Below are 23,381 nucleotides of genomic sequence, written 5' to 3' on the forward strand. Positions count from 1 at the left end.
GAACGCGTTCAGCGGTATTCGGGGAACTCCGTCAACGAGTCGCACTCGCTCTCGCTGATGGACTTGGCGGGCGGATGGTCCCGGAGGATGTCCCGGGCCCGGGCCTCACCCCAACTGGTCGCGTACCAGGGCGCGTCGTCCTGGTCCAGTTCGTCGGCGATCGGTCTCAGCACGCAGGAACGCATCGGCTCCTTGAGTTTGTCGAGGGCGGGTACGGCGTCGGCCGACAGATCGCGGGCGTACAGGACGTCGAAGTCGCCCGTGTCCGCGTACCGCTGGACGTTCCTCTCGGCGATCAGACTGTCGGGCGACATCAGCCCGAACGCGAGGACGCCGGCCGCCGCACTGGCCGCGACGGCGCGGGGCAGCCAGCGGGCGCCCCACACACCGGCCGCCATGATGAGCACGATGACCAGGCCCAGCCACAGCTCCCCGGCCAGCACCGAGATCCTCAGCCGCGTCAGCCCATAGGCCTCCACATACATGTCCATACGTCGCACAGCGGATGCCACGACAACGAGCGTCAGGCCGCAGAGAGTTCCCAGCACACCGCGCACCAGCTTCCGGTCACCGGCGCCGTCCCGCGGTGCCCAGCGCAGCGCGAACACCACGACGAGCAGAGTCAGCAGCGTGACGAACAGCAGCTGCCAGAAACCCTGGCGCGCGTATTGGGCGTACGACTGGCCGGTCTTCTTCAGCACCGCGTCGTAACCGCCGAAGAGCACGACGAGCTGGACCGCGTTGAAGGCCGCGAAGAGCACCGTGAGCACGATCAGCGGGAGGGCCCACTCGACACGGTTGCGCGGGCGACCGGGTCGCACCACGACCCGGTCCAGTCGCACCGGTGCGGCCGCCGTGTGGGCCACGGACAGTGCCACGACCAGGCCCGACACCAGAAGCACCACGCGCCAGGGTCCACCGGTGACCGAGGTGTCCGGCACCAGGTCGCCGAGCAGATCGGCGAAGGCGGCGTCGGCTCCGGCGAACAACGCCCCGAAGACGAGCAGCAGGACGGCACTCACCACGAACGCGCGCAGCCCGACACCCACTCCTCGACGGGCTCCGCCGAATCGTTCCCGCAGCCCGCGCCAGCCCCAGGCGACACCGGTGACCACCGAGTTGACCACGCCGACGGGACCGAGCAGAACCGCCGGCCAGGTGCGGCCGCCGTTCAGGGCGAGCGAGCCGAGCCCGATCGCCGTCACGACGGCCAGGAACGACGGCCAGTCCGCGTCCCGCAGAGCGGGCACGGCCAGCAGACCGATGCCGCCGACGCCCCAGACCGCGCTCCACGCGCGCGTGCGGCGCCCCGCGTCCCGGCCCGCGAAGTACGCGGCGAGTGCCGTGGGGATCGCGACCAGCAGAAGGTTGACCGCCAGACCGCCGTCGAGGAGCAGCATGCTCAGCACGCCGGTCGCGAGCACGGCCCACAGCGTGGGCGTACGCACCGGGGCGGGCGACGTGGCCCACAACTCCGGTGACCACAGTTCGGGGGCGGCCGACGGCGCCGTCTTGCCGGTCCTCGCCTGCGGCGGTCGGGAGGCCTGGGACCGCGGTCGGCCGTCGGCCCCGGCCACCCGCTCGGACGAGGACCGCGCACCAGGCTCCTGCCCGCCGCCGGTCAACTGGTCGTCCCCGGAGGCGTCCGAACCCTCGGGCTCGTCCCCACCGCCGGACACATCCCCGCCCTCGGGTCCGTCCGCACCCACCAGTGCGGCCGCACCCCCCGGTTCGGCCGACTTCGCCATCGCGCCGGGACCGGTCTCCGGCCGCCGCACCGTGGATCCCGGTTCGGCCGGGCCCGTGGAGTCCGCGGGCTCCGGTGCCCGCGCGGGCCGGGACTCGGCTCCCGGAATCTCCTCGCTCGCTTCTGGGCTCTTCCGCTGCGCCGATGATCCCTCTACGGGCTCGGGCGTGGACGGTATGTCGGACAAGGGATCCCCTCCCAGCCGGTCACCGGGCAGCCCGGATTGCGCCACTGGGGCGGGGAGGCTGTCGGCCGGTGTTTCGTCGGCACACACCCGTCATGATCAACGGGCGGCGTGGCGCACACGGTATCCGGGGGTAAAGCGGCTCATGGGGGCGCTGCGGGGCTGTAGCAAGCCTGTGACACAGCCCAGCGCCCCCTCTGCGCCCGCCGTCCGCGCCCCCGCACGCCGCCCGCACACTCGGTGGCCCCAGGGCTCGGGAACCCCTGCCGTACGCCCTACGCGGCGCCTGCGCCACTTCCGGCCGGGAGCCCGGGCAGCCATTCCGGCAGCGCCTCCGTGGCGTCCAGCCATGCCGCGGGGGGCGCTCCCGCCTTCCCGGAGGCGACCACGCCGCCCACGATGGAGCACGTCGTGTCCACGTCGCCACCGACCTGGGCGGTGGTCCAGAAGCCCTCTTCGTAGTCACCCAGTGCACGGGCCGCGGACCACAGGGCGAAGGGCACGGTGTCATGGGCCGACGTACGCCGTCCGCAGCCCAGCACGGCGGCCACGGTCGCGGCGTCCCCGTAGTCGAGCATGTCGCGGGCGCGCCTCAGCCCGGCCCCCACGGCGCTGCGCGGTACGAGCGCGATGACGCCGTCCAGCAGGGCCTCGGCGCTCGGCGGGCCCGCCGGGTCGGCGGCCAGCGCGGCGGCCGCCGCGACGGCCATGGCGCCGACCACGGCCTCGCGGTGCTGGTGCGTCGGATAGGCGGAGATCTCCGCCTGGTGGGTCGCCTGCTCCGGATCGTCGGCGTACCAGGCGCCCAGCGGGGCGATCCGCATCGCGGCGCCGTTGCCCCAGGAGCCCTGCCCCTTGAAGAGCGCCGACGCGAGCTCGCGCCAGTCTCCGCCCTCCCGGATCAGCCGCAGCAGCCGGTTGACCGCCGGGCCGTAGCCCCGGTCGAAGTCGTGGTGGTGGGCGAAGGAGTGCGCCAGCGCGTCCTGGTCGATGCGGTGGTGCGTGGCCAGGACGGCGACCACGGAGCAGGCCATCTCGGTGTCGTCGGTCCACTGCCAGGGCTGGGGCGGCAGCTCTCGGCGCTTGAGCAGCGGGTAGTTCGCGGGCACGAAGAACTGCGAGCCCAGCGCGTCTCCCACCGCGATTCCGCGCAGGCTGGCGAGGGCGCGCTCGAAGCGCCCGTCGGGAGAGGTGTCAGCGATCATCGCCCTGCCACTCTATCCGGTGGCTCCGTACGATTTCCGGATCACGCCACTGCTCGAAGGGACGGTCGAGGGTGTATCGGCCGTCCTCCCCCAGAACGAGCATCCTCACCTCCGCGTTCCCCGGATTGGAGAGCGATTCGAACTCGGCGATCGACCAGTGGAACCAGCGCATGCAGAACAGCCGCATGGCCAGGCCGTGGGTCACCAGGAGCACGTTCGGCGGGTGGTCGGGGGCCTCGAAGCTCCGGTACAGGCTCTCCAGGAAGCCGCCGACCCGGTCGTAGACGTCGGCGCCCGACTCGCCCTGCGCGAACCGGTAGAAGAAGTGCCCGTACGCGTCGCGATACGCCTTCTGAAGACGTACGTCGTCACGGTCCTGCCAGTTGCCCCAGTCCTGCTCACGCAGTCGCGGTTCCTCGCGCACCCGGACGAGCCCGGGGTCGAGATGGAAGGCCCGGAACGTCTCGTGGGTACGCCGGTAAGGCGAGACGTAAACGCTTACGCGCTCCCTTGCGAAGAGTTCGCGCAACTGCTTGCCGGTGTTCTCCGCCTGCTGCCACCCCGTCTCCGTGAGCGCCAGAGCGTGGTCGGGCTCGCGTTCGTACACGGTGTCGTCGGCATTGCCCACCGACTCGCCGTGCCGGACAAGGACGATGCGCCGTGGTCGTGCCATGCCGAAACCCTAGATCGTGCCGACGCCGTTCGAGCAGTCGTACGGGTCTCATAAGGCGCAGGTCACACCGTTCCCGCACATCAGTTCGCCCGAAGGGAGGGTTCCGTCAGACGATCCAGCCGGGTTCCAGCTGTACGACGTCCCCCGCGAGGGCGGCTATGTCGGCGTCCAGCTGGGCGCGCAGCGCAAGCCTCTCCAGCCGCTCGGCACGGTATTTACCGTGCTCGGCGGCCGACCGCCACATGGACAGGACCAGGAACTCGCTGCCGGGCGCCTCGCCGAACATGCCCCGGATCATGCCGGGCGAACCGGCCATCGCGGGGTTCCAGACCTTCTCCTGCATGAGTGCGAAGTGCTCCGCGCGCTCCTCGTGGACACGGCAGTGCGCGACCCGGACCACGTCGGAGTCCGTGAAGCGCGGCTCGAAGCCCGTCTTCACGTCGAAGCGGTAGTCGAACAGCTTGACCTGAGAGTCCTTGAAAGTGCCCGACTGCGATGCGGCCAGCCGGTCATGGGACCGGGCCATGAAGGAGTCGTAGAAGGCGCGGCTCTCCCAGAAGGAGAAGATATGAGCGACGCCGGACCGCCCCGCGCTCCATCCTCCCCCCTGTCCCCGGAATCCCGGCTCTCCCAGAAGCCCCGCCCACTTTCGCTGCCCCCGTTCGAAACCGCGGCGGTCGACCACGGTGCAGCGAATCCACTTGACCAGCACCGCGCCATCGTAAGGCCCCGGAACGTGGCGCCGGTCACGCTCGGGCGGAGTGGATCCGGGCGCACGCCCCGGTGTGCGTGGCACGATGGACAACCGGCCCTACTCTCAGGGGAGTTGGTATGGCCACTGTTGAGGAACGGGGAGGGGACATCCGGTGAACGGTCTCAACAAGGGAATCCGCAAGGCCGAGTTGGCGATCAAGTGGGATCCCAGTCCCGCGGGTGAGCCCGCGACCGATCTCGACATCGTCGCGGCGACGTATCTGGCGTCCGCGCCACACGGAAACCCGGACTACGTAGTGTATTTCGGCAGCCGTTCTCCGGACGGCACCATCTATCTGAACCGCGACAGCAAGGACGGCAAGGGCTTCGGCTGGGACGAGGTCATGACCCTGGAACTCGAGCGCCTGGACAGCCGTTACGGGCGCGTGGTCGTCGGTGTCCTCATCCAGCAGCGCACCGAGGCCCGGACCTTCGTCGGTGTCCTCAACCCCGCCTTCCGCCTGCGTGAGGGCTACACCGTCCTGACGCAGGGCGACTTCGGCGACGTCCTGGGCTCGACGGCGGCGACCATCGGGGAGTTCGTGCGCGACCACTCCGGGGAATGGACGTTCCACCCGGGCATCCACGGCTACGACACCGATCCGGCGACCTTCGCGCGGGTCATGGGCAGCCCGCAGGAGGCGTGAGGCACAGCCCGGTGTCCTCGCGTCCGCGCTGTGCCGGCCGCAGGTTCCGCGCTCGCCGGGCGTCGGGTGCTCAGCCGCTCTTCCAGCCCGGGACCGTCGGCAGCACCAGCTCGGCGACGCGGAACAGCGCCGCGTCGTCGGGCGCCACATCGTCCTGACGCCAGACGGAGATCTCGAACGAACCGCCGTCACCCTTGGCGTCCCTGGCGACCAGCAGACTGCGGGCGACACCGCCGGGGCCGCTCTCGGCCTTGCCCCCGCCGAAGCTGAAGGCGATCGTCCGGTCCGAGTAGAGGACCGCCGGGTGGCCGAGGATCTGCCTCGGCTCCGCCTTCGGCAGCAGATCCAGGCCCTGGGCGACGGAAAGCCGGTCGTCGGAGGCCGAGAGTTTCACGGAGTAGGTCTCCAGTGTCACGTTCGCCTCAGGGCTGGCGATCTTGGTGCCACCGTCGAGGGTGATCCAGCTGTCGTCGCCGTCGGCCGTCCGCGCGTGCTCGTCGGGCGTCCCGAGGAGGGCCGGCAGGTCCGCGCGGTTGAGCGCCTGGCACAGCTGCTCACCGGAGACGCGCTTCGGCGGCGGGGTGCTGAGCCGGTCGGAGCACCTGGCCGGGTCGTCGGTGCCGTTGTTGTTCGGAAGGACTCGCGAAAGCCCCCATATGCCCCCCGTGACGCCCGCGACCAGCACCACCGCCGCAACGGCCTGAACCCCCGTGTTCAGACCTCTCCTCGATCCGGTCACCTTGTCAGCCATGTCCCCCGCCTCCCCATCGCGCTCCATGCGCGCGGAGGGAGACTAGCCGTTGATCGTTTCGTATGAAAGGCGAATTCGGCCGAGCCCCGGGCCGTCGCCGCGCGACACCCGGGACACCGGGAGGCGGCGCGCACGACGGGCTCGCCGCCGGACGGGTGGGCGCGCACACGCCGGGCCCGCCTCCGGACCCGGCGGCACCCGCCCGCAACGCCGAGAGCGGTGGAGCCGACTGCTCGCTCCACCGCCCTGATCAGCTGTTCACGCCCGGAGGGCGCTCGGTGTCAGCCGCGACCGCTCGCCGGACCGGCGCCCGGTGTCAGCTGCAACCGCTCGTCGAACCGCAGCCCTCGCAGATGTAGCAGGACCCGGCCCGCTGCATCTTCGTGCCGCAGGAGAAGCACAGCGGCGCGTCGGCCTGGATGCCCAGCTGCATCTCCACCAGCTCGGCGCTGGTGTGGACCTGCCGCGGGGCGGGCTCGGCCGGCACGGCCTCGACCTTGGGGACGGCGACGGCCTTCAGCTCCTGCGCACGGGGCGCGGACTGGGCCAGACCCTCGACGTCGACGTCGTCGTCGGAGGGCTCGTAGGAACCCGTCTCCAGGTGGCGCTGGCGCTCCTCGGCGGAGTGGATGCCGAGTGCGGAGCGCGTCTCGAAGGGCAGGAAGTCCAGCGCCAGGCGGCGGAAGATGTAGTCGACGATCGACTGCGCCATCCGCACGTCCGGGTCGTCCGTCATGCCGGCCGGCTCGAAGCGCATGTTGGTGAACTTCGAGACGTACGTCTCCAGCGGCACGCCGTACTGGAGGCCGACCGAGACGGCGATCGAGAAGGCGTCCATCATGCCCGCGAGGGTGGAACCCTGCTTCGACATCTTCAGGAAGACCTCGCCGAGACCGTCGTCGGGGTAGGAGTTGGCGGTCATGTAGCCCTCGGCGCCGCCGACCGTGAAGGACGTGGTGATGCCGGGACGGCCCTTGGGCAGACGCTTGCGGACCGGGCGGTACTCGACGACCTTCTCGACCGCGGTACGGATGGTGTCCTCGGCCTTGGCCGTGACCTCGGTCTTCTCCTTCTCCTTGGTCTTGGCGGAGAGGGGCTGGCCGACCTTGCAGTTGTCGCGGTAGATCGCGAGCGCCTTGACGCCCATCTTCCACGCCTCGAAGTAGACCTCTTCGACGTCCTCGACGGTCGCCGTCTCCGGCAGGTTGACCGTCTTGGAGAGCGCGCCGGAGATCCACGGCTGGATCGCGGCCATCATGCGGACGTGGCCCATCGCGGAGATGGAACGCTCGCCCATGGCGCAGTCGAAGACCTCGTAGTGCTCGTGCTTGAGGCCGGGGGCGTCGACGACATTGCCGTTCTCGGCGATGTGGGCGACGACCGCCTCGATCTGCTCCTCCTGGTAACCCAGGCGGCGCAGGGCCTGCGGCACGGTGCCGTTGACGATCTGCATCGAGCCGCCGCCGACCAGCTTCTTGAACTTGACCAGCGCGAGGTCGGGCTCGAGGCCGGTGGTGTCGCAGGACATCGCGAGACCGATGGTGCCGGTCGGCGCGATGACGGAGGCCTGCGCGTTGCGGAAGCCGTTCTTCTCACCGAGGCGGATCACGTCCTGCCAGGCCTCCGTGGCGGCGGCCCAGATCGGGGTGTCCAGGTCGTCCACGCGGACGGCCGCGGTGTTGGCGTCGGCGTGCTGCTTCATGACGCGCTGGTGGGGCTGCGCGTTGCGGGCGTAGCCGTCGTACGGACCGACGACCGCGGCGAGCTCGGCGGAGCGCTTGTACGACCTGCCGGTCATCAGGGAGGTGATGGCACCGGCGAGCGCGCGGCCTCCGTCGGAGTCGTACGCGTGGCCGGTCGCCATCAGGAGGGCGCCGAGGTTGGCGTAGCCGATGCCGAGCTGACGGAAGGCGCGGGTGTTCTCGCCGATCTTCTCGGTCGGGAAGTCGGCGAAGCAGATGGAGATGTCCATCGCGGTGATGACCAGCTCGACGACCTGGGCGAAGCGCTCGACGTCGAAGGACTGGTGGCCCTTGCCGTCGTCCTTCAGGAACTTCATCAGGTTCAGCGAGGCGAGGTTGCAGGACGTGTTGTCCAGGTGCATGTACTCGCTGCACGGGTTCGAGCCGTTGATACGACCGGACTCCGGGCACGTGTGCCAGTGGTTGATCGTGTCGTCGTACTGGATGCCCGGGTCGGCGCAGGCCCAGGCGGCCTCGGCCATCTTGCGGAAGAGCGACTTGGCGTCGACCTCCTCGATGACCTCGCCGGTCATGCGCGAGGTGAGGCCGAACTTGCCGCCCTCCTCGACCGCCTTCATGAACGTGTCGTTCACGCGGACCGAGTTGTTGGCGTTCTGGTACTGGACGGACGTGATGTCGTCGCCGCCCAGGTCCATGTCGAAGCCCGCGTCACGCAGGGCGCGGATCTTCTCCTCTTCCTTGACCTTGGTCTGGATGAAGTCCTCGATGTCGGGGTGGTCGACGTCGAGGATGACCATCTTGGCCGCGCGGCGGGTGGCGCCGCCCGACTTGATCGTTCCTGCGGAGGCGTCGGCACCGCGCATGAAGGAGACGGGACCCGAGGCGTTGCCGCCCGAGGAGAGGAGCTCCTTGGAGGAGCGGATGCGGGAGAGGTTCAGGCCGGCGCCGGAGCCGCCCTTGAAGATCATGCCCTCTTCCTTGTACCAGTCGAGGATCGACTCCATGGAGTCGTCGACGGACAGGATGAAGCAGGCGGAGACCTGCTGGGGCTGGGGGGTCCCGACGTTGAACCAGACAGGGCTGTTGAAGCTGAAGATCTGGTGCAGGAGGGCGTACGCCAGCTCGTGCTCGAAGATCTCGGCGTCGGCGGGCGAGGCGAAGTACCTGAAGTCCTCGCCGGCCTTCCGGTACGTCTTCACGATGCGGTCGACGAGCTGCCTCAGGCTCACCTCGCGCTGCGGGGTGCCGACGGCACCGCGGAAGTACTTGCTGGTGACGATGTTGACCGCGTTCACCGACCAGAAGCCGGGGAACTCGACGCCACGCTGCTCGAAGTTGACCGAGCCGTCGCGCCAGTTGGTCATGACGACGTCCCGACGCTCCCACTCCACCTCGTCGTACGGGTGCACGCCGGGGGTGGTGTGAATGCGCTCGATGCGCAGTCCCTTGCTGGCCTTGGCTCCGCTCTTCGCGCGGGAACCTCGTGCCGGACCGCTCGCCGTCTCTGTCATGCCGCCTCCCAGTAACAGGCTAAAACGCGCTGAAGTGCCGCGAACTTCCCGTGGCACCGTCTGTGTCTGATGCTGCGGGTGCCGCTGACGCGGCCTGACGCAGCAGGTCTGTGGTCGCCGCCCGTGGGCGGGGCCGGACGTCCCTATGGGTCCGGCCCTCGGTCAGTCGGCAGCGGTGGCGGGCACGGGAACCTCCACGGTTCCGCCGCGCCCGCGGTCGGTCTCCTGGCGCACCGCGTCCGGGACGTCGTCGTCCGCGGCGGGGCGCTGATCCACCTGCCTGAGTTCCGCGATGGCGGCTTCGAAGTCGTCGAGCGAGTCGAAGGCCCGGTACACGGACGCGAACCTCATGTAGGCCACGAGGTCGAGTTCCTGCAAGGGTCCGAGTATGGCCAGCCCCACGTCGTGGGTGGTCAGCTCGGCGCTTCCGGTGGCTCGCACGGCCTCTTCGACCCGCTGGCCGAGCTGGGCGAGCGCGTCCTCGGTGACGGGCCGCCCCTGGCAGGCCTTGCGCACGCCGTTGATGACCTTGATGCGGCTGAAGGGCTCGGTCACACCGGAGCGCTTCACCACCATCAGCGAGCACGTCTCCACGGTCGTGAAACGACGGGAGCAGTCGGGGCACTGGCGGCGCCTGCGGATCGACGTGCCGTCGTCGGTCGTACGGCTGTCGACGACGCGACTGTCCGAGTGCCTGCAGAAGGGGCAGTGCATGGCTCCAACCCTCCTTCACAGCACGACTCAGGAACCTCGCGGGACCTCACCGGCCCCTCGAAGCAGCCTCAAGCATAGGCGATGCCCGAGGGCCTGGAGACCCGGGGGACCACAACTTCTGGGATGCCTCCGCAATCCAACCACTAGATGTGGGGATCGACTCGCGAAATCGCCCACGACCCGCGTGTCGTACACGTAAGGGCACGTGCCGCACAGGCATACCCATCCCGGACACACGGGGATAGCGTGGTCGGCACACGGAAAGAGGGCCGGTTCCCGGCCTGCCGGCCATCGGATGGCAGACTGGACGGCGGCCCAGGTCAGCCGGCACGGCCGCCGCCCACGGCGGTGAAGGGTACAGCAACGGACCCTTTTGCCCGTCAGGCGCATCGCCCAGCCATACACCCAGACACATGCTCACGTCAGGCAATTCGCTTTTTTTCACTCGAACGTGTGTTTGGCGCAACCTTTCGAAAGCAACTACCGTTGTCCAGCAGGGAGACCATCGAGAGGGGCCGACGTGACCACCACCGCAGACAGCGCCACCATCACCGCCCAGGACCGCTCCCAGGGCCGACTCGAGCCGGTGCATGCGATGAACGAAGCCGCGAATCATGAGGGGCCAAAGCGCTCCCTGCCTGGCCGACCTCCAGGCATCCGGGCCGACAGCTCGGGACTCACGGACCGGCAGCGCCGGGTGATCGAGGTGATCCGGGACTCCGTGCAGCGGCGCGGCTACCCGCCGTCGATGCGGGAGATCGGGCAGGCCGTCGGCCTCTCCAGCACCTCCTCCGTCGCACACCAGCTGATGGCATTGGAGCGCAAGGGCTTCCTGCGGCGAGATCCGCACCGCCCGCGCGCGTACGAGGTACGGGGGTCCGACCAGTCGTCGGTGCAGCCGACGGACACGGCGGGCAAGCCGGCCGCGTCCTACGTTCCGCTCGTCGGCCGTATCGCCGCCGGTGGCCCGATCCTCGCCGAGGAGTCGGTGGAGGACGTGTTCCCCCTCCCCCGCCAGCTCGTCGGAGACGGGGAACTGTTCGTCCTGAAGGTCGTCGGTGACTCGATGATCGAGGCCGCCATCTGCGACGGGGACTGGGTGACGGTCCGCCGCCAGCCGGTCGCCGAGAACGGCGACATCGTCGCCGCGATGCTGGACGGCGAAGCCACGGTGAAGCGATTCAAGCGCGAGGACGGACACGTGTGGCTGCTGCCGCACAACTCGGCGTACCAGCCGATCCCCGGTGACGAGGCGACCATCCTCGGAAAGGTCGTCGCCGTGCTGCGCCGGGTGTGACACCGCGACGGGCGGTCCGCCGCTCCCGCCCCTGACCGGGCCCCGGAACCAACTGCGCCGGTTCCGGGGTCCTGTTCGTTCGCCGGTCCGTCCGGCCCCGCCCGGCGGCCGGACGGACTCGTGGAGGTGCGCTACGCGTCCTCCGCCTCGACCGCCTCGATCTCGTCCGCCTGGCCTGCCGCGTCGTCGGCCTTCGCCGTGGACTCCTCGGTCATCCGGGCTTTCTCGTCGATCGCCGCGAGGGATCTACGGACCTGGTTCGGGTCGGTGGTGTACCAGAAGTCGGGGAGCGAGGCCTTCAGGTAGCTGCCGTAGCGGGCCGTGGCCAGACGCTGGTCCAGCACCGCGACCACCCCCCGGTCCCCCGAGGCCCGGACGAGACGCCCGGCGCCCTGGGCCATGAGGAGCGCGGCGTGGGTGGCGGCGACGGCCATGAAACCGTTCCCCCCGTTCTCCTCGACCGCTTTCTGGCGTGCGCTCATCAGCGGGTCGTCGGGGCGGGGGAAGGGGATCTTGTCCATGACGACCAGCTGACAGCTGGGGCCCGGCACGTCCACGCCCTGCCAGAGCGAGAGCGTGCCGAACAGACAGGTCTTCGGGTCGGCCGCGAAGTTCTTGATCAGCTCGCCGAGCGTCTCCTCGCCCTGGAGCAGGATCGGGTACTCGGGGATGCGGGTCCGCAGTTCCTCCGCCGCGAGCTGGGCCGCGCGCATCGAGGAGAACAGACCGAGCGTGCGACCGCCGGCGGCCTGGATCAGCTCGGTGAGCTCGTCGAGCATGTCCCCGCGATCGGCGTCCCGCGCGGGGCGTGAGAGATGCCGGGCGACGTACAGGATGCCCTGCCGGGGGTAGTCGAAGGGCGAGCCGACGTCGACGCCCTTCCACTGAGGGACGTCCTCGCCCTCGGTGCCTTCGGGGGCGAGCCCCATCGATGCTCCCACGCCGTTGAAGTCGCCGCCGAGCTTGAGGGTCGCGGACGTCAGGACGACCGAGCGGTCGGCGAACAGCTTTTCCCTGAGGAGCCCGGACACGTTCATCGGAGCGACCCGGAGCGAGGCTCCGAAGCGGTCATGACGCTCGTACCAGACGACGTCCCATTCGGAGCCGTTGGCGATGCGCTCCGCCACGGCGTGCACGGATTCCACGGATGCCAGTGCCTGCTTGCGTACGGCGTCCTCGTCCTGGACGGACTTGTCGCGGGTGGACCCGAGGGCGGTGATCACCGTGCGTGCGGCGTCGCGCAGCGCCATCAGCGCGTACCCGAGGTCCTCGGGGATCTCCTCCAGGCGGCCCGGCAGAGCCAGCTCCATCAGGCGTTCGAAGCCCTCGGCGGCGGACTGGAGCTGGTCGGCGGCCTTTTCGTTGACGAGCTTCGCGGAGCGGCGCACGGCACGGTTGACCTGTCCCGGTGTGAGCTCGCCGGTGGCGACGCCGGTGACCCGGGAGACCAGCTCGTGGGCCTCGTCGACGATCAGCACCTCGTGCTGTGGCAGGACCGGCGCACCCTCGATGGCGTCGATCGCGAGCAGCGCGTGGTTGGTGACGACGACCTCGGCGAGCTTGGCCCGCTCGCGGGACATCTCGGCGAAGCACTCCGCTCCGTAGGCGCACTTCGTGGCGCCGAGGCACTCCCGGGAGGACACCGACACCTGGCCCCAGGCCCGGTCGGAGACACCGGGTGTGAGGTCGTCCCGGTCACCGGTCTCGGTCTCGTCCGACCAGTCGCGCAGCCGCAGCAGGTCCTGTCCCAGTTTGCTGGTGGGCGCGGCCGCCTCGAACGGGTCGAAGAGGCCCTCTTCCTCGTCCTGCGGCACGCCCTCGTGCAGGCGGTGCAGGCACAGGTAGTTCGACCGGCCCTTCAGCATCGCGAACTCGGGGCGGCGCCGCAGCAGCGGGTGCAGCGCGTCGACGGTGCGCGGCAGGTCCCGTTCCACGAGCTGGCGCTGGAGCGCCAGGGTGGCGGTCGCCACGACCACCCGCTCGCCGTGCGCGAGCGCGGGCACCAGGTAGCCGAGCGACTTTCCGGTGCCGGTGCCCGCCTGGATCAGCAGGTGGGAATTGTCGTCGATGGCGGCGGCGACGGATTCGGCCATCGTCACCTGGCCGGGGCGCTCCGTGCCGCCGACAGCGGTGACGGCAGCATGCAGGAGTTCGGGGAGTGAGGGCTTTGTCATAGCGCTGCCAGCCTACGGGGCGCCACTGACAACCGAGCGATCAAGGCGGGAACCGACGCCGTGATCGAGGCGGGCGTCTCCCGGGCGTCCGGGACGACGGATGGGTGGGGCACGGAGACTCCTCGACGGGGACCGGATCGGGACGAGCGGTCGATGGGCGGTCGGTGGCCCACGAACCACAGCTCCACGGCTCCACAGGGGACGGACCGGCGAACCGAGAGCGACGGCTCTGCTACAGGTCGCCCGGCGGGCCGAGAGCCACGGCTCTACAGCAGATCGCGCAAGGACCGGTCCCGGATCATGAGAGCCCCTGTTTTGCCGGGCAGATCGACCTCGGCCGAGAACCGGAAGCCCGCGCTCAGAAACGCGGACACGGAGGGGGTGTTGCGGAGATCGGGTTCCGCGACGACCCGAGCGCACGAGGGGCGCCTGTCCAGCACGTGGTCGGCGACGGCTCTGAGCAGGGTGGAGCCGAGGCCCCGCCCTCGGTCGGCGACACCGCCGATGAGGAGGTGGATCCCCGTGTCGTGGGGTCTGGCCGGGTAGTGGCGTGCCAGAGGGTCGAGATCCGCGCGGTAGATCTCCCAGTAGCTCATCGGGGTGCCGTCGAGCACCCCGATGCACGGGACGCTGCGCCCGTCGCCGTCGAGCTGGCGGAGCACATGGTGCTCGACCACGGCCTCGGGCCCCGCCAGCTCCCAGAACTCCGCGACGGCGGGGTCGTTCATCCAGCGGTGGACGAGAGCCAGGTCGCGGCCGGCACGCACCGGGACGAGGTGGAGGGCGCCCGCGATCGTCCTGGCCGGCCCCCAGCCGCCGACCCGGTCGAGCAGATCGTCCGCGTCCGGGGTCTCCTCCGGAGATCCGCCCCGAGCCCCGTGGACGGCGCCCTCCGCGGTCCTGTGAGCGGCCCCGTCCGCGGTCCCGTCCCGAGAGAAGGTGTCCCCGGCGAACAGTGCGATCAGTTCGTCCGAAAGGCGCAGGTCGAGCGTGTCCTCGCAGTCCGTGCCGGCGCCGGGGTCGAAGCCGGTGCCCGCGCGGGATCCTGGCGCGGATCCCAGGGCGGCTCGGGCGGCGCGGGCGATGCCGGCGTCGGTGCTCTCGTCGGTGGGAGGCACGACGACGCTCCTCTCGGGAGACGGGGTGGGCCAAGCCCCTCAGGAATGAAGGGGGTTGGTGATGGTGACGTAGACGGACTGGGTGTCGACGGGACCGACGAGCTCGTCGAGGCCGTGCAGCCGGGTGAGCAGGTTGGCCTTGCAGCGCAGGACGGGTGAGTCGAGCAGCAGGGCGGGCAGCGGGGTGCGCAGCCGGGCCGGGCCGGTGGCCACGCCGCCGAGGAAGCGCCGGAACGCGGCGAGCAACAGGCTCTCGTCGGCCAGCCGTTGGGAGCCGAAGGCTCCGATGAGGCCGCACACGTTGTTGATGGCCAGGTAGTAGGCGAAGCGTTCGTCTGTGACCTCGTCGGAGACGAAGGTGTCGCTGTGCGCCCCGATGCCGGGCAGCCGGTGGTCGAGTTCCTCGCGCCGGGACGCGCGGAAGTAGTAGCCCTGGTTGTCGCGGTAGCGGCCGCCGGTGGGCCAGCCGTCCGCGTCCAGCAGGAGCAGGGTGTTCTGCTGGTGCGCCTCCAGCGCGATGCCCGCCTCGCTGTCCAGCCAGAGCACGGGCCGTACGACCTGTTCGAGGTAGCGCAGGAACCATTCGGTGGCGACGGCGCCGCGCGGGCGGCCGGTCCGGCCGGCGAGCCCGGTGACGATCTCGGTGAGCCGGGAGCGCATGAAGGGGCCGCGCTCGGCCGGGTTGTGCGTGCCCAGTCGCGCGTACGGCCGGGGTGAGACCAGCCCCGCGACACAGCCGACATCGTCCGTGGGCCGGAACGGGTTGTGGCGGATCATCACGTCGAGCCCGGGAAGCGGGTTGCCGTCCCGGTCGTCGACGGCGAGCCAGGACGGGTCGCGGACGATGTCGAAGCCCGGGTGGACGGAGTGCCACTGCTCGAACAGGCCGCCGCGCAACAGTCGGTGGACCTCGGCGCCGCGGTGGAGTTCCTTGCGGAGGTTCTCCCGACGGGAGTTGGTGATGCGCAGACCCAGCGACAGTTTCAGCATCGCGGGGGCACCGGAGCGGTAGACCGTGCGGACGGAGGAGGTGGGGTGCCACGGCGTGCCCTGCGGACCGAGGTCACGGAGCAGTCCGGCATCCAGCAGGGCCGCGGTCCCGGGGCGGTGCCGGACCTCGCGCATCTGCCAGGGGTGGAGGGGCAGTACGGCGGCGTAGCCCTCGGGGAACGCCAGTCCGGGCCCGGCCAGCCGCATGGTCAGCTGCTCCGCCGACACGGGGCGGCCGCGTTCCGTCCAGGCCGAGTCGGAGGCCAGTACCGAGGGGGCGACCGCCATCCAGTGCAGGGGGAAGGAGCCGCGCAACTCGGGTGAGTAGAGCCTTCCCTCCGCGTCGGAGAGGCCGTCGCGGCCCTTGGGTGTCGGGTGCAGGGGGTGGCCGAGGAGGAGCGCCTGTTCCGCGGCGAGGAAGAGGTCGGGTGGGTCGGCGGGGTGCTCCCTGCGGTCCCTGATGAATACGGCGGTGCGCCGGACCGAGTCGGCGACGCGGCCGACGAGGTCGGCGCCTTCACCGGCCGGGCTGTCCGTGTCCCGGGCGTCGGCTTCGCCCGGCACGGCTGCCGCCGGTTCGCCGCGGGGTGCCGGGGGTTCCGGGAGACGCGTCTCCGCGGCCGGTGTTCCGGGGGCCGTCTGCCGTGCGAAGAGGGCCGCCACGGTCACCGCGTCGACGGCCGGTGCCTGTGCGGGAGCTCCCGCGAGGAGGGGGAGCCCGAAGCGGTGCCAGCCGGAGGGGGACCAGTGGTGGACGGGAACGAGCAGGGTCGCTCCGCTGGCCGGCAGGGGGATGCGCAGGGTGCCGTCGTGAGGGGCGGCCAGGTCGTTCTCCCGTACCCAGCAGCGCAGCAGGTTCTCGACCGCCGCCGCCTGCGCCGCCGTCCGGATGTCGGGGTGGTCGAGGAGGTCCAGCAGATCGACGGTGGCCCCGCCCTGCCGTACGGGCGCCCGGGGCGCCTCCGTCTGCCGGGGGACGGACTCCGGTCCGGGCACGTACGGGGCCGGTGTGCCGACGGCCGTTCGCTCGTACGGGGCGGGAGGGCTGTCGTACGGGGCGGGAGGGCTGTCGGATGCGGGCGTGGTGTTCACGAGAAGTTCCTTGCGGGTCGTTCGGGCTCGTGCGGCGACGGGACCGGGCCGGTACCGGCGTGCGCCGCACGCTCGGCGTTCCTGGTCGGTCGGTGGGGCGGGGAGGGCGGTGGGCCCGGGCTGGTTCCTCACCGACCTGGCCCGCCGGGTCCGTGGTGTCCTCGGGCGGGTGTTCCGGCGGGTCGCACCGGGATGCGTACGCCCGGTACGGAAGAGGCCGGGCCGTCACTCAGGACCGTCGGCACCCCGTGTCCCGTCCCTCCCGGGTCTCCGGTCGCCCATGGCCGTGGCGCTCACCGCGCTCACCGCGTCGGCAAGCCGGTCGAGCACGGCCGACGCCTGTTCGTCGCTGATCGTCAGGGGAGGAAGGAGCCGTACGACGCTGGACCGGCGGCCGCCGAGTTCCACGATCAAGCCCCGGCTCAGGCACTCCCGCTGGACGGCGGCGGCGAGTTCGGGGGCGGCGGGGCGGGGGCCGTCGGGCGTGGGGCCGTCGGGCGTGGGCTGCGGCGGCCCTTCGGGGTCGACGAGTTCGACGCCGATCATCAGACCGCGGCCGCGGACGTCGCCGACACAGGGGAACTCCGTGGCGAACGCGCGCAGCCGGTCCAGCATGCGGGCCCCGACGATCGCCGCGCGTTCGGCGAGGCCGTGCTCACGGACGTACGCCAGGGTGGCCGTGCCGGCGGCCATGGCCAGTTGGTTGCCGCGGAAGGTGCCGGCGTGGGCGCCGGGCTCCCAGACGTCGAGGTCGTCGCGGTAGACGATGACGGCCAGTGGCAGGCTGCCGCCGATGGCCTTGGACAGCACCATCACATCCGGGGTGATCCCGCTGTGCTCCACGGCCCAGAAGGCGCCGGTCCGGCCCACACCCGTCTGGACCTCGTCCACGATCAGCGGGATGTTCCGGGTCCGTGTGATCTCGCGCATCCGCCGTGTCCAGGCGTCCGGCGCGGGGATGACCCCGCCCTCGCCCTGGACGGGCTCGAAGATCATCCCGGCGGGGAGCGGGACGCCCGACTTGGTGTCGTCGAGGAGGGACTCCGTCCAGCGCGCGCCGAGTTCGGCGCCGCGGTCGCCGCCGATGCCGAACGGGCAGCGGTAGTCCTGAGGATAGGGCAGGCGCGCGACACGTACGTCGGTCGCGCCGCCTGACGCTTCGAGCGCCCCCGCGGTCATCCCGTGGTAGGCGCCGGTGAACGCGAGCATGCCGGTGCGGCCGGTGGCCGCGCGCACCAGTTTGAACGCGGCCTCCACGGCGTCCGTCCCGGCCGGTCCGCAGAACTGGACCCGCGCGCGCTCGGCGAACCGCGGCGGAAGGGTGCGGAACAGCTCGGTGGTGAAGGCGTCCTTGACCGGTGTCGCGAGGTCCAGGACGTGCAAGGGCGCGCCCGAGTCGAGAACCTTTCTGATCGCTTCCAGGACGACGGGGTGGTTGTGTCCGAGGGCCAGGGTCCCGGCTCCGGAGAGGCAGTCGAGATAGCGGCGCCCGTCGGCACCCTCGATCGTCAGCCCGCGGGCCCGTACGGGAACGATCGGAAGGGCGCGCGCGTAGGTACGAGCCGCCGATTCGCGCGCCGACTGGCGCCGCAGAATGCCTTCGTGCGCGGCGCGCGCCCGCTCGGGCGCCTCGGCGCCGGTGTCCCGCGCCCTCTCGGATGCCCCTGGCGCCTCCACCGGCACCACCACTGACTCGGTCACGGCCACGACTTCAGGTCCTCCCGCTGTTCAGAGGCGAGTTGGCAGAAGGGTCCGGACGCAGGCGGCAGGCCCCCCGTACGTACCAACGACGCCGGTCGCGTTGGGAAGCGGGTGAATTCGAGGTTCCTCGCCGGTTCTTCGCCGGTTCCTCACCGGGTGGATCGACGGCGCGCGCGGTGGCTCTCCGTCAGAGACCGCCGGGTACCGCGTGAGCGCCCCCGTAGCTGAACCGTTGCCGTTCCGTCGGGCGTCCCTCATGGCGACCGCATAGTCTGTGATGCCGTTCGGCCCCGCCGGACGAGCCGCTCAGGCACCCGCAGACGCACCGCACCGCACCGTTCCCATGATTCCAGGGGGAGTTACACCATGCGATCCATACGCCCGCCCTTCGCCACCCGTCGAGGCAGGAGCGCGCGCCGCAGAACGTCCCCCGTCCTGGCCGCCGTCGGCCTCGCCGCGGCGCTGACGCTGACGGCCACCGCCTGCGACTCGGGCAGCGACACGGCGAGCGGTGAGCCGACCGCCTCCGCGTCCCAGGGCGGTGACGGAAAGATCCAGATCCCGGACGACATCAAGAACAAGCTCAAAGAGCACGGCATCGATGTCGACAAGTGGAAGAAAGGCGCCTGGAAGAACTGGGACAAGGACGAATGGCTGCGCCAGGCCGACGACTTCATCAACCCGATCATCAAGGACCTCTGGGACCCGGCCCGCATGCGCGGCGCGGACGACCCGGACAAGGACAAGGGCGTCGACGACGCCGACCTCACCGGTGACCAGGGCGTCACCGACCCGGAACCGGCCCCGGTGACGGCTCAGGCCGTGAAGGCGTCGTACCACGCCGGCGTGCCCGAGGCGGGCAAGGTGTTCTTCGACGCCCCCGAGGGCACGATGGTCTGCTCGGCGACGGTGGTCGAGGACCCGGCGCACCCGGGCAAGTCCAACCTCGTGTGGACCGCGGGCCACTGTGTGCACGCCGGCAAGAAGGGCGGCTGGTACCGCAACATCGCCTTCGTGCCCTCGTACAACGACGCCGGCAGGACGGAGGCGCAGCTGGAGAGCGCCCCGCGCCAGGAGGTCGCTCCGTACGGTGTCTGGTGGAGCGACTGGGCGCAGACCTCGGACCAGTGGATCGAGCAGGGCGGTTCCACGGGCGGCCAGGGAGCCTCGTACGACTACGCGGTGCTGCATGTGACGCCGGAGAAGGGCGGCAACGGCAAGTCCCTGGAGGAGACGGTGGGTTCGGCGCTGCCGGTGAACTTCAACGCTCCGGCCGTGCCCCAGGTGTCGAGCATCACGGCCACCGGATACCCGGCCGCGGCGCCGTTCGACGGCCAGAAGCTGTACCAGTGCACGGACAGGCCGGGACGGCTGTCGGTCGCGCAGGCCGACCCGACCATGTACCGCATCGGCTGCACGATGACCGGCGGTTCCTCGGGCGGCGGCTGGGTGGCCACGGGTTCGGACGGCAAGCCGGCCCTGGTGTCCAACACCTCGATCGGCCCGGTCAAGTTCGGCTGGCTGGCGGGCCCGCGGCTGGGCGATGTGGCCAAGGGTGTGTACGACTCGGTGAGCGCGAAGTTCGCCGGGCGGTGACCCGCACGACGTGACGGGCCGGCACGGCGAAGGCCCGCCCCCTCGGGAGGGGGCGGGCCTTCGTGCGTGCTGAGCGGTCGCCCGCCGGAGTGCCGGTCCGGTCGCCTACCGGAGGGCCGGCGCCGCGACGTACGGTGCGAGGTCCGCGGCCAGCTCCTCGTGCACCCGCGCCTTGAGCAGGGTGCCCTCCTCGGTGTGCTCCTCGGAGATCACCTCGCCCTCGGTGTGGGCGCGGGCGACGAGCTTGCCGTGCGTGTACGGAACGAGCGCCTCGACCTCGACCGAGGGGCGCGGCAGCTCGTTGTCGATCAGCGCGAGCAGTTCGTCCATGCCCTGGCCCGTACGCGCCGAGACCGCGATGGAACGCTTCTCGATCCGCAGCAGGCGCTGGAGCACCAGCGGGTCCGCCGCGTCCGCCTTGTTGATCACGACGATCTCGGGCACCTTGGTCGCGCCGACGTCACCGATGACCTCGCGGACCGCGGCCAGCTGCTCCTCCGGTGCCGGGTGCGAACCGTCCACGACGTGCAGGATCAGGTCGGACTCGCCGACCTCCTCCATGGTGGAGCGGAACGCCTCGACCAGGTGGTGCGGCAGATGGCGTACGAATCCGACCGTGTCGACCAGCGTGTACAGCCGCCCGCTCGGGGTCTCGGCCCGGCGCACGGTCGGGTCGAGGGTCGCGAACAGCGCGTTCTCGACGAGGACGCCCGCGCCCGTGAGGCGGTTGAGCAGGGACGACTTGCCGGCGTTCGTGTAACCGGCGATGGCGACCGAGGGCACCTTGTTGCGGCGGCGCTCCTGGCGCTTGATCTCGCGGCCGGTCTTCATCTCCGCGATCTCCCGGCGCATCTTCGCCATCTTCTCGCGGATGCGGCGCCGGTCCGTCTCGATCTTGGTCTCACCGGGACCACGGGTGGCGAGGCCGCCGCCCTTGCCGCCGCCCATCTGACGGGACAGCGACTGACCCCAGCCTCGCAGCCTCGGCAGCATGTACTGCATCTGCGCGAGCGCCACCTGCGCCTTGCCCTCCCGGGACTTGGCGTGCTGGGCGAAGATGTCGAGGATCAGGGCCGTACGGTCGATGACCTTGACCTTGACGACGTCCTCGAGGTGGATCAGCTGGCCGGGGCTCAGTTCACCGTCACAGATCACGGTGTCGGCGCCGGTCTCGATCACGACGTCCCGGAGCTCGTTGGCCTTGCCGGAACCGATGTACGTGGCCGCGTCGGGCTTGTCACGGCGCTGGACGACGCCGTCGAGCACGAGCGCTCCCGCGGTCTCCGCGAGCGCGGCCAGCTCGGCCAGCGAGTTGTCCGCGTCCTGGATGGTCCCCGAGGTCCAGACACCGACGAGGACGACGCGCTCCAGACGGAGCTGTCGGTACTCGACCTCGGTGACGTCCTCGAGCTCGGTGGAGAGGCCCGCCACACGGCGCAGCGCCGCGCGCTCGGAGCGTTCGAACTGCTCGCCGTCCCGGTCTCCGTCGATCTCGTGGCTCCAGGCGACGTCCTCTTCCATCAGGGCATCGGCCCGAAGACCTTCGGGGTAGTTCTGCGCGGAAGTCTGCGCGTCCTGGGAAGGGGAAGAAGAGGAGGTCATTGGATCCTTACGTAGATGGGGTGAGCCGCGGGCCGACGGATGCCGCCCCACAGAGGGAACAACGCGCGTGGCCACCGGGAGATTCCCGGTTCCGGGCGGACCAACCCTCCATGGAGGGGTCGCGCCGCCGGCTCGGAGATGGTCGCACGGCACGGCCTGGCCCGTCACGCGACTTATCGTGACCCGCCGGACACCCGCGGGCATCGCTGCCCGCGGGGTGCCGCGACAGGCCCGGTCCCGGCGCTCCGGGGGCGCTCCCGTCGCTCCGGGGCCCCTGCGCGGGCCTCACGCGCTCTTGCGTTCCTTCGGTGCGTCGCTCTTCCAGTCCGGGTGCCCGGGCATCGGCGGCGTCTTCGCGGCGTACAGCCACGCCTTGAAGAAGCCGCTCAGATCACGTGCGGCGACGGCGGAGGCGAGGTCCACGAAGTCGGCCGTCGAGGCCACGCCGTCGCGGTTGAGGCTCACCCACGTGCGCTCCAGGCGCTCGAAGTCGGCGCGCCCGATCTCCTGGCGCAGCGCGTACAGGGCCAGGGCCGCGCCGTCGTAGACGTTCGGCCGGAAGATGCTGATCTTCTGGCCGGGCTTGGGTCCCTTGGGCCTGGCGGGCGGGCCGCCGGCGGCCCGCCAGGAGTCGGACAGCCGGTAGGCGGCCTTCATCCGCTTCTCCATGGGCTTGTGCGCCTTCTCCTCGGCGTACAGCGCTTCGTACCAGGTGGCGTGGCCTTCGTTGAGCCATACGTCGGACCAGGTGCGGGGGGTGACGCTGTCGCCGAACCACTGGTGCGACAGCTCGTGCACCATGATCGAGTCGACGTACCACTTCGGGTAGGCGGGCTGGGTGAAGAGCTCCTTCTCGAAGAGCGAGAGCGTCTGCGTCTCCAGCTCGAAGCCGGTCTGCGCCTGGGCCATCAGCAGCCCGTAGGTCTCGAAGGGGTACCGTCCGACCTTGCTCTCCATCCAGGCGATCTGGCCGGGGGTCTTGCGCAGCCACGGTTCGAGCGCCGCGCGGTCGGCGCTGGGGACGACATCCCGGACGGGCAGGCCGTGCGGTCCCTGCCGGTGCAGCACGGCCGAGCGGCCGATGGACACCTGGGTCAGCTCGGTGGCCATGGGGTGCTCGGTCCGGTACGTCCAGGTCGTGGCGCCGCGGGCCCGGCGGGTGCCTCGGGGCAGTCCGTTGGCGACGACCGTGTACCCGTCGGGGGCCGTGACGCGGACGGTGAACACGGCCTTGTCGGAGGGATGGTCGTTGCACGGGTAGACCAGGTGCGCGGCGTCGGCCTGACCGGCCATCGCGAGCCCGTCCTTGGTCCGTACCCAGCCTCCGTCCTGGCCCTTCGCGCTCACCGGGTCGCTGGTGTGCCGCACGGTGATGCGCACCGGGCTCCCGGCGGGCAGCCGTTCGGCCGGCGTCACCACCAGATCCTCGCCGGCCTTGGTGAAGCGGGCGGGAGCTCCGTCGACCTCGACCGACCGGACGCTTCCGTGCGCGAAGTCGAGGTTGACGCGGTCGAGCGACTCGGTGGTCACGGCGTCGATCGTGGTCACGGCGGTGAGCGGCTTGTCGTTGCGGCCGGGATAGACGAAGTCGAGGTCGTACGACTCGACGTCGTACCCGGGGTTGCCGAGAGTAGGGAAGAGGCGGTCGCCGACCCCCAGGGGCCCGGCCGGGTCCGGGGCGCTCGCGGCGATCAGGCAGACGGAGACGGCCGAGGTGAGCAGGGCCGCCGTGACGCGGCGGCTTCTCGGGCGTGCGGGCGTGGGGGTGGGGTTGTGCGGCATGGACCACGGCTACCAGCGCGCACCTCCTCCGCGCGGCCGACTCGCACCCGGCCCACCCGAACGAGTAGGTCCCAGGACTCTTTGGGGGCAGCGCGCGGCTGCCGGACCCGGCACCCCGTGTCCGGCCGCCTTCGCCCCCGC

The 23,381-nt window shown here is 70.9% G+C and carries 15 protein-coding genes and 1 pseudogene; 3 read left to right on the forward strand and 13 right to left on the reverse strand.

All coding sequences use genetic code 11. The features are described from left to right. Window positions 1-8: 8 nt before the first annotated feature. The 4 genes and pseudogenes from OG780_RS11585 to OG780_RS11600 all read right to left on the reverse strand — a co-directional run bounded on the left by OG780_RS11585 (window position 9) and on the right by OG780_RS11600 (window position 4,521). Window positions 9-1,934: a DUF4153 domain-containing protein gene (locus tag OG780_RS11585; protein ID WP_328447314.1), complete on the reverse strand. Its 1,926-nt coding sequence runs from the start codon at window positions 1,932-1,934 to the stop codon at window positions 9-11. 272 nt (window positions 1,935-2,206) lie between these two features. Next, window positions 2,207-3,136, reverse strand: a complete 930-nt coding sequence (locus OG780_RS11590; protein ID WP_328447316.1) for an ADP-ribosylglycohydrolase family protein — start codon at window positions 3,134-3,136, stop codon at window positions 2,207-2,209. Window positions 3,137-3,148: 12 nt separating this feature from the next. Continuing rightward, window positions 3,149-3,809: pseudogene (locus OG780_RS11595) on the reverse strand (histidine phosphatase family protein). A 106-nt stretch (window positions 3,810-3,915) separates the two neighbouring features. Next, the gene (locus OG780_RS11600; protein ID WP_326785093.1) at window positions 3,916-4,521 is read right to left on the reverse strand and encodes a YdbC family protein; all 606 of its coding nucleotides are present in this window, start codon (window positions 4,519-4,521) and stop codon (window positions 3,916-3,918) included. Window positions 4,522-4,675: 154 nt separating this feature from the next. On the opposite strand from OG780_RS11600, the gene OG780_RS11605 reads away from it, so the two are divergent. Next, a complete protein-coding gene (locus OG780_RS11605) occupies window positions 4,676-5,209 on the forward strand; it encodes a TerD family protein (protein ID WP_326785094.1) in 534 nt (177 codons plus the stop codon). A gap of 70 nt (window positions 5,210-5,279) precedes the next feature. On the opposite strand, the gene OG780_RS11610 is transcribed toward OG780_RS11605, so the two are convergent. The 3 genes from OG780_RS11610 to nrdR all read right to left on the reverse strand — a co-directional run bounded on the left by OG780_RS11610 (window position 5,280) and on the right by nrdR (window position 9,888). Further along, on the reverse strand, window positions 5,280-5,960 hold the full coding sequence (locus tag OG780_RS11610) for a DUF6215 domain-containing protein (RefSeq protein ID WP_328447320.1): 681 nt from the start codon (window positions 5,958-5,960) through the stop codon (window positions 5,280-5,282). Between the two features lie 316 nt (window positions 5,961-6,276). Further along, on the reverse strand, window positions 6,277-9,174 hold the full coding sequence (locus OG780_RS11615; RefSeq protein ID WP_328447322.1) for a vitamin B12-dependent ribonucleotide reductase: 2,898 nt from the start codon (window positions 9,172-9,174) through the stop codon (window positions 6,277-6,279). A gap of 162 nt (window positions 9,175-9,336) precedes the next feature. After that, entirely contained in the window at window positions 9,337-9,888 is a 552-nt protein-coding gene (gene nrdR / locus OG780_RS11620) for a transcriptional regulator NrdR (protein WP_328447324.1), read from the reverse strand. A 520-nt stretch (window positions 9,889-10,408) separates the two neighbouring features. Between nrdR and lexA the strand changes: the two genes are divergently transcribed. Next, entirely contained in the window at window positions 10,409-11,185 is a 777-nt protein-coding gene (gene lexA / locus OG780_RS11625; RefSeq protein WP_081219793.1) for a transcriptional repressor LexA, read from the forward strand. A 131-nt stretch (window positions 11,186-11,316) separates the two neighbouring features. On the opposite strand, the gene OG780_RS11630 is transcribed toward lexA, so the two are convergent. The 4 genes from OG780_RS11630 to OG780_RS11645 all read right to left on the reverse strand — a co-directional run bounded on the left by OG780_RS11630 (window position 11,317) and on the right by OG780_RS11645 (window position 18,236). Then, entirely contained in the window at window positions 11,317-13,359 is a 2,043-nt protein-coding gene (locus OG780_RS11630) for an ATP-dependent DNA helicase (protein WP_328447327.1), read from the reverse strand. 266 nt (window positions 13,360-13,625) lie between these two features. Then, complete coding sequence (locus OG780_RS11635; protein WP_328447329.1) at window positions 13,626-14,477, reverse strand: GNAT family N-acetyltransferase; 852 nt, start codon at window positions 14,475-14,477, stop codon at window positions 13,626-13,628. 39 nt (window positions 14,478-14,516) lie between these two features. Next, the gene (locus OG780_RS11640; protein WP_443062312.1) at window positions 14,517-16,463 is read right to left on the reverse strand and encodes an IucA/IucC family protein; all 1,947 of its coding nucleotides are present in this window, start codon (window positions 16,461-16,463) and stop codon (window positions 14,517-14,519) included. A gap of 321 nt (window positions 16,464-16,784) precedes the next feature. Then, window positions 16,785-18,236 (reverse strand): diaminobutyrate--2-oxoglutarate transaminase family protein, encoded by a 1,452-nt coding sequence (locus OG780_RS11645; RefSeq protein ID WP_443062313.1) that lies wholly within the window; start codon window positions 18,234-18,236, stop codon window positions 16,785-16,787. 390 nt (window positions 18,237-18,626) lie between these two features. Here OG780_RS11645 and OG780_RS11650 point away from each other — a divergent pair, with 390 nt between their 5' ends. After that, window positions 18,627-19,856: a trypsin-like serine peptidase gene (locus OG780_RS11650; protein ID WP_328447330.1), complete on the forward strand. Its 1,230-nt coding sequence runs from the start codon at window positions 18,627-18,629 to the stop codon at window positions 19,854-19,856. A gap of 105 nt (window positions 19,857-19,961) precedes the next feature. Here the strand turns inward: OG780_RS11650 and hflX are convergent, their stop codons facing one another. Together hflX and OG780_RS11660 are read right to left on the reverse strand one after the other, a co-directional pair. Next, complete coding sequence (gene hflX / locus OG780_RS11655; RefSeq protein ID WP_328447331.1) at window positions 19,962-21,458, reverse strand: GTPase HflX; 1,497 nt, start codon at window positions 21,456-21,458, stop codon at window positions 19,962-19,964. Window positions 21,459-21,743: 285 nt separating this feature from the next. After that, a complete protein-coding gene (locus OG780_RS11660; protein ID WP_328447333.1) occupies window positions 21,744-23,240 on the reverse strand; it encodes a M1 family metallopeptidase in 1,497 nt (498 codons plus the stop codon). Window positions 23,241-23,381 lie beyond the last annotated feature (141 nt).

This window comes from Streptomyces sp. NBC_00386, from assembly GCF_036063235.1.
Classification (GTDB): domain Bacteria; phylum Actinomycetota; class Actinomycetes; order Streptomycetales; family Streptomycetaceae; genus Streptomyces.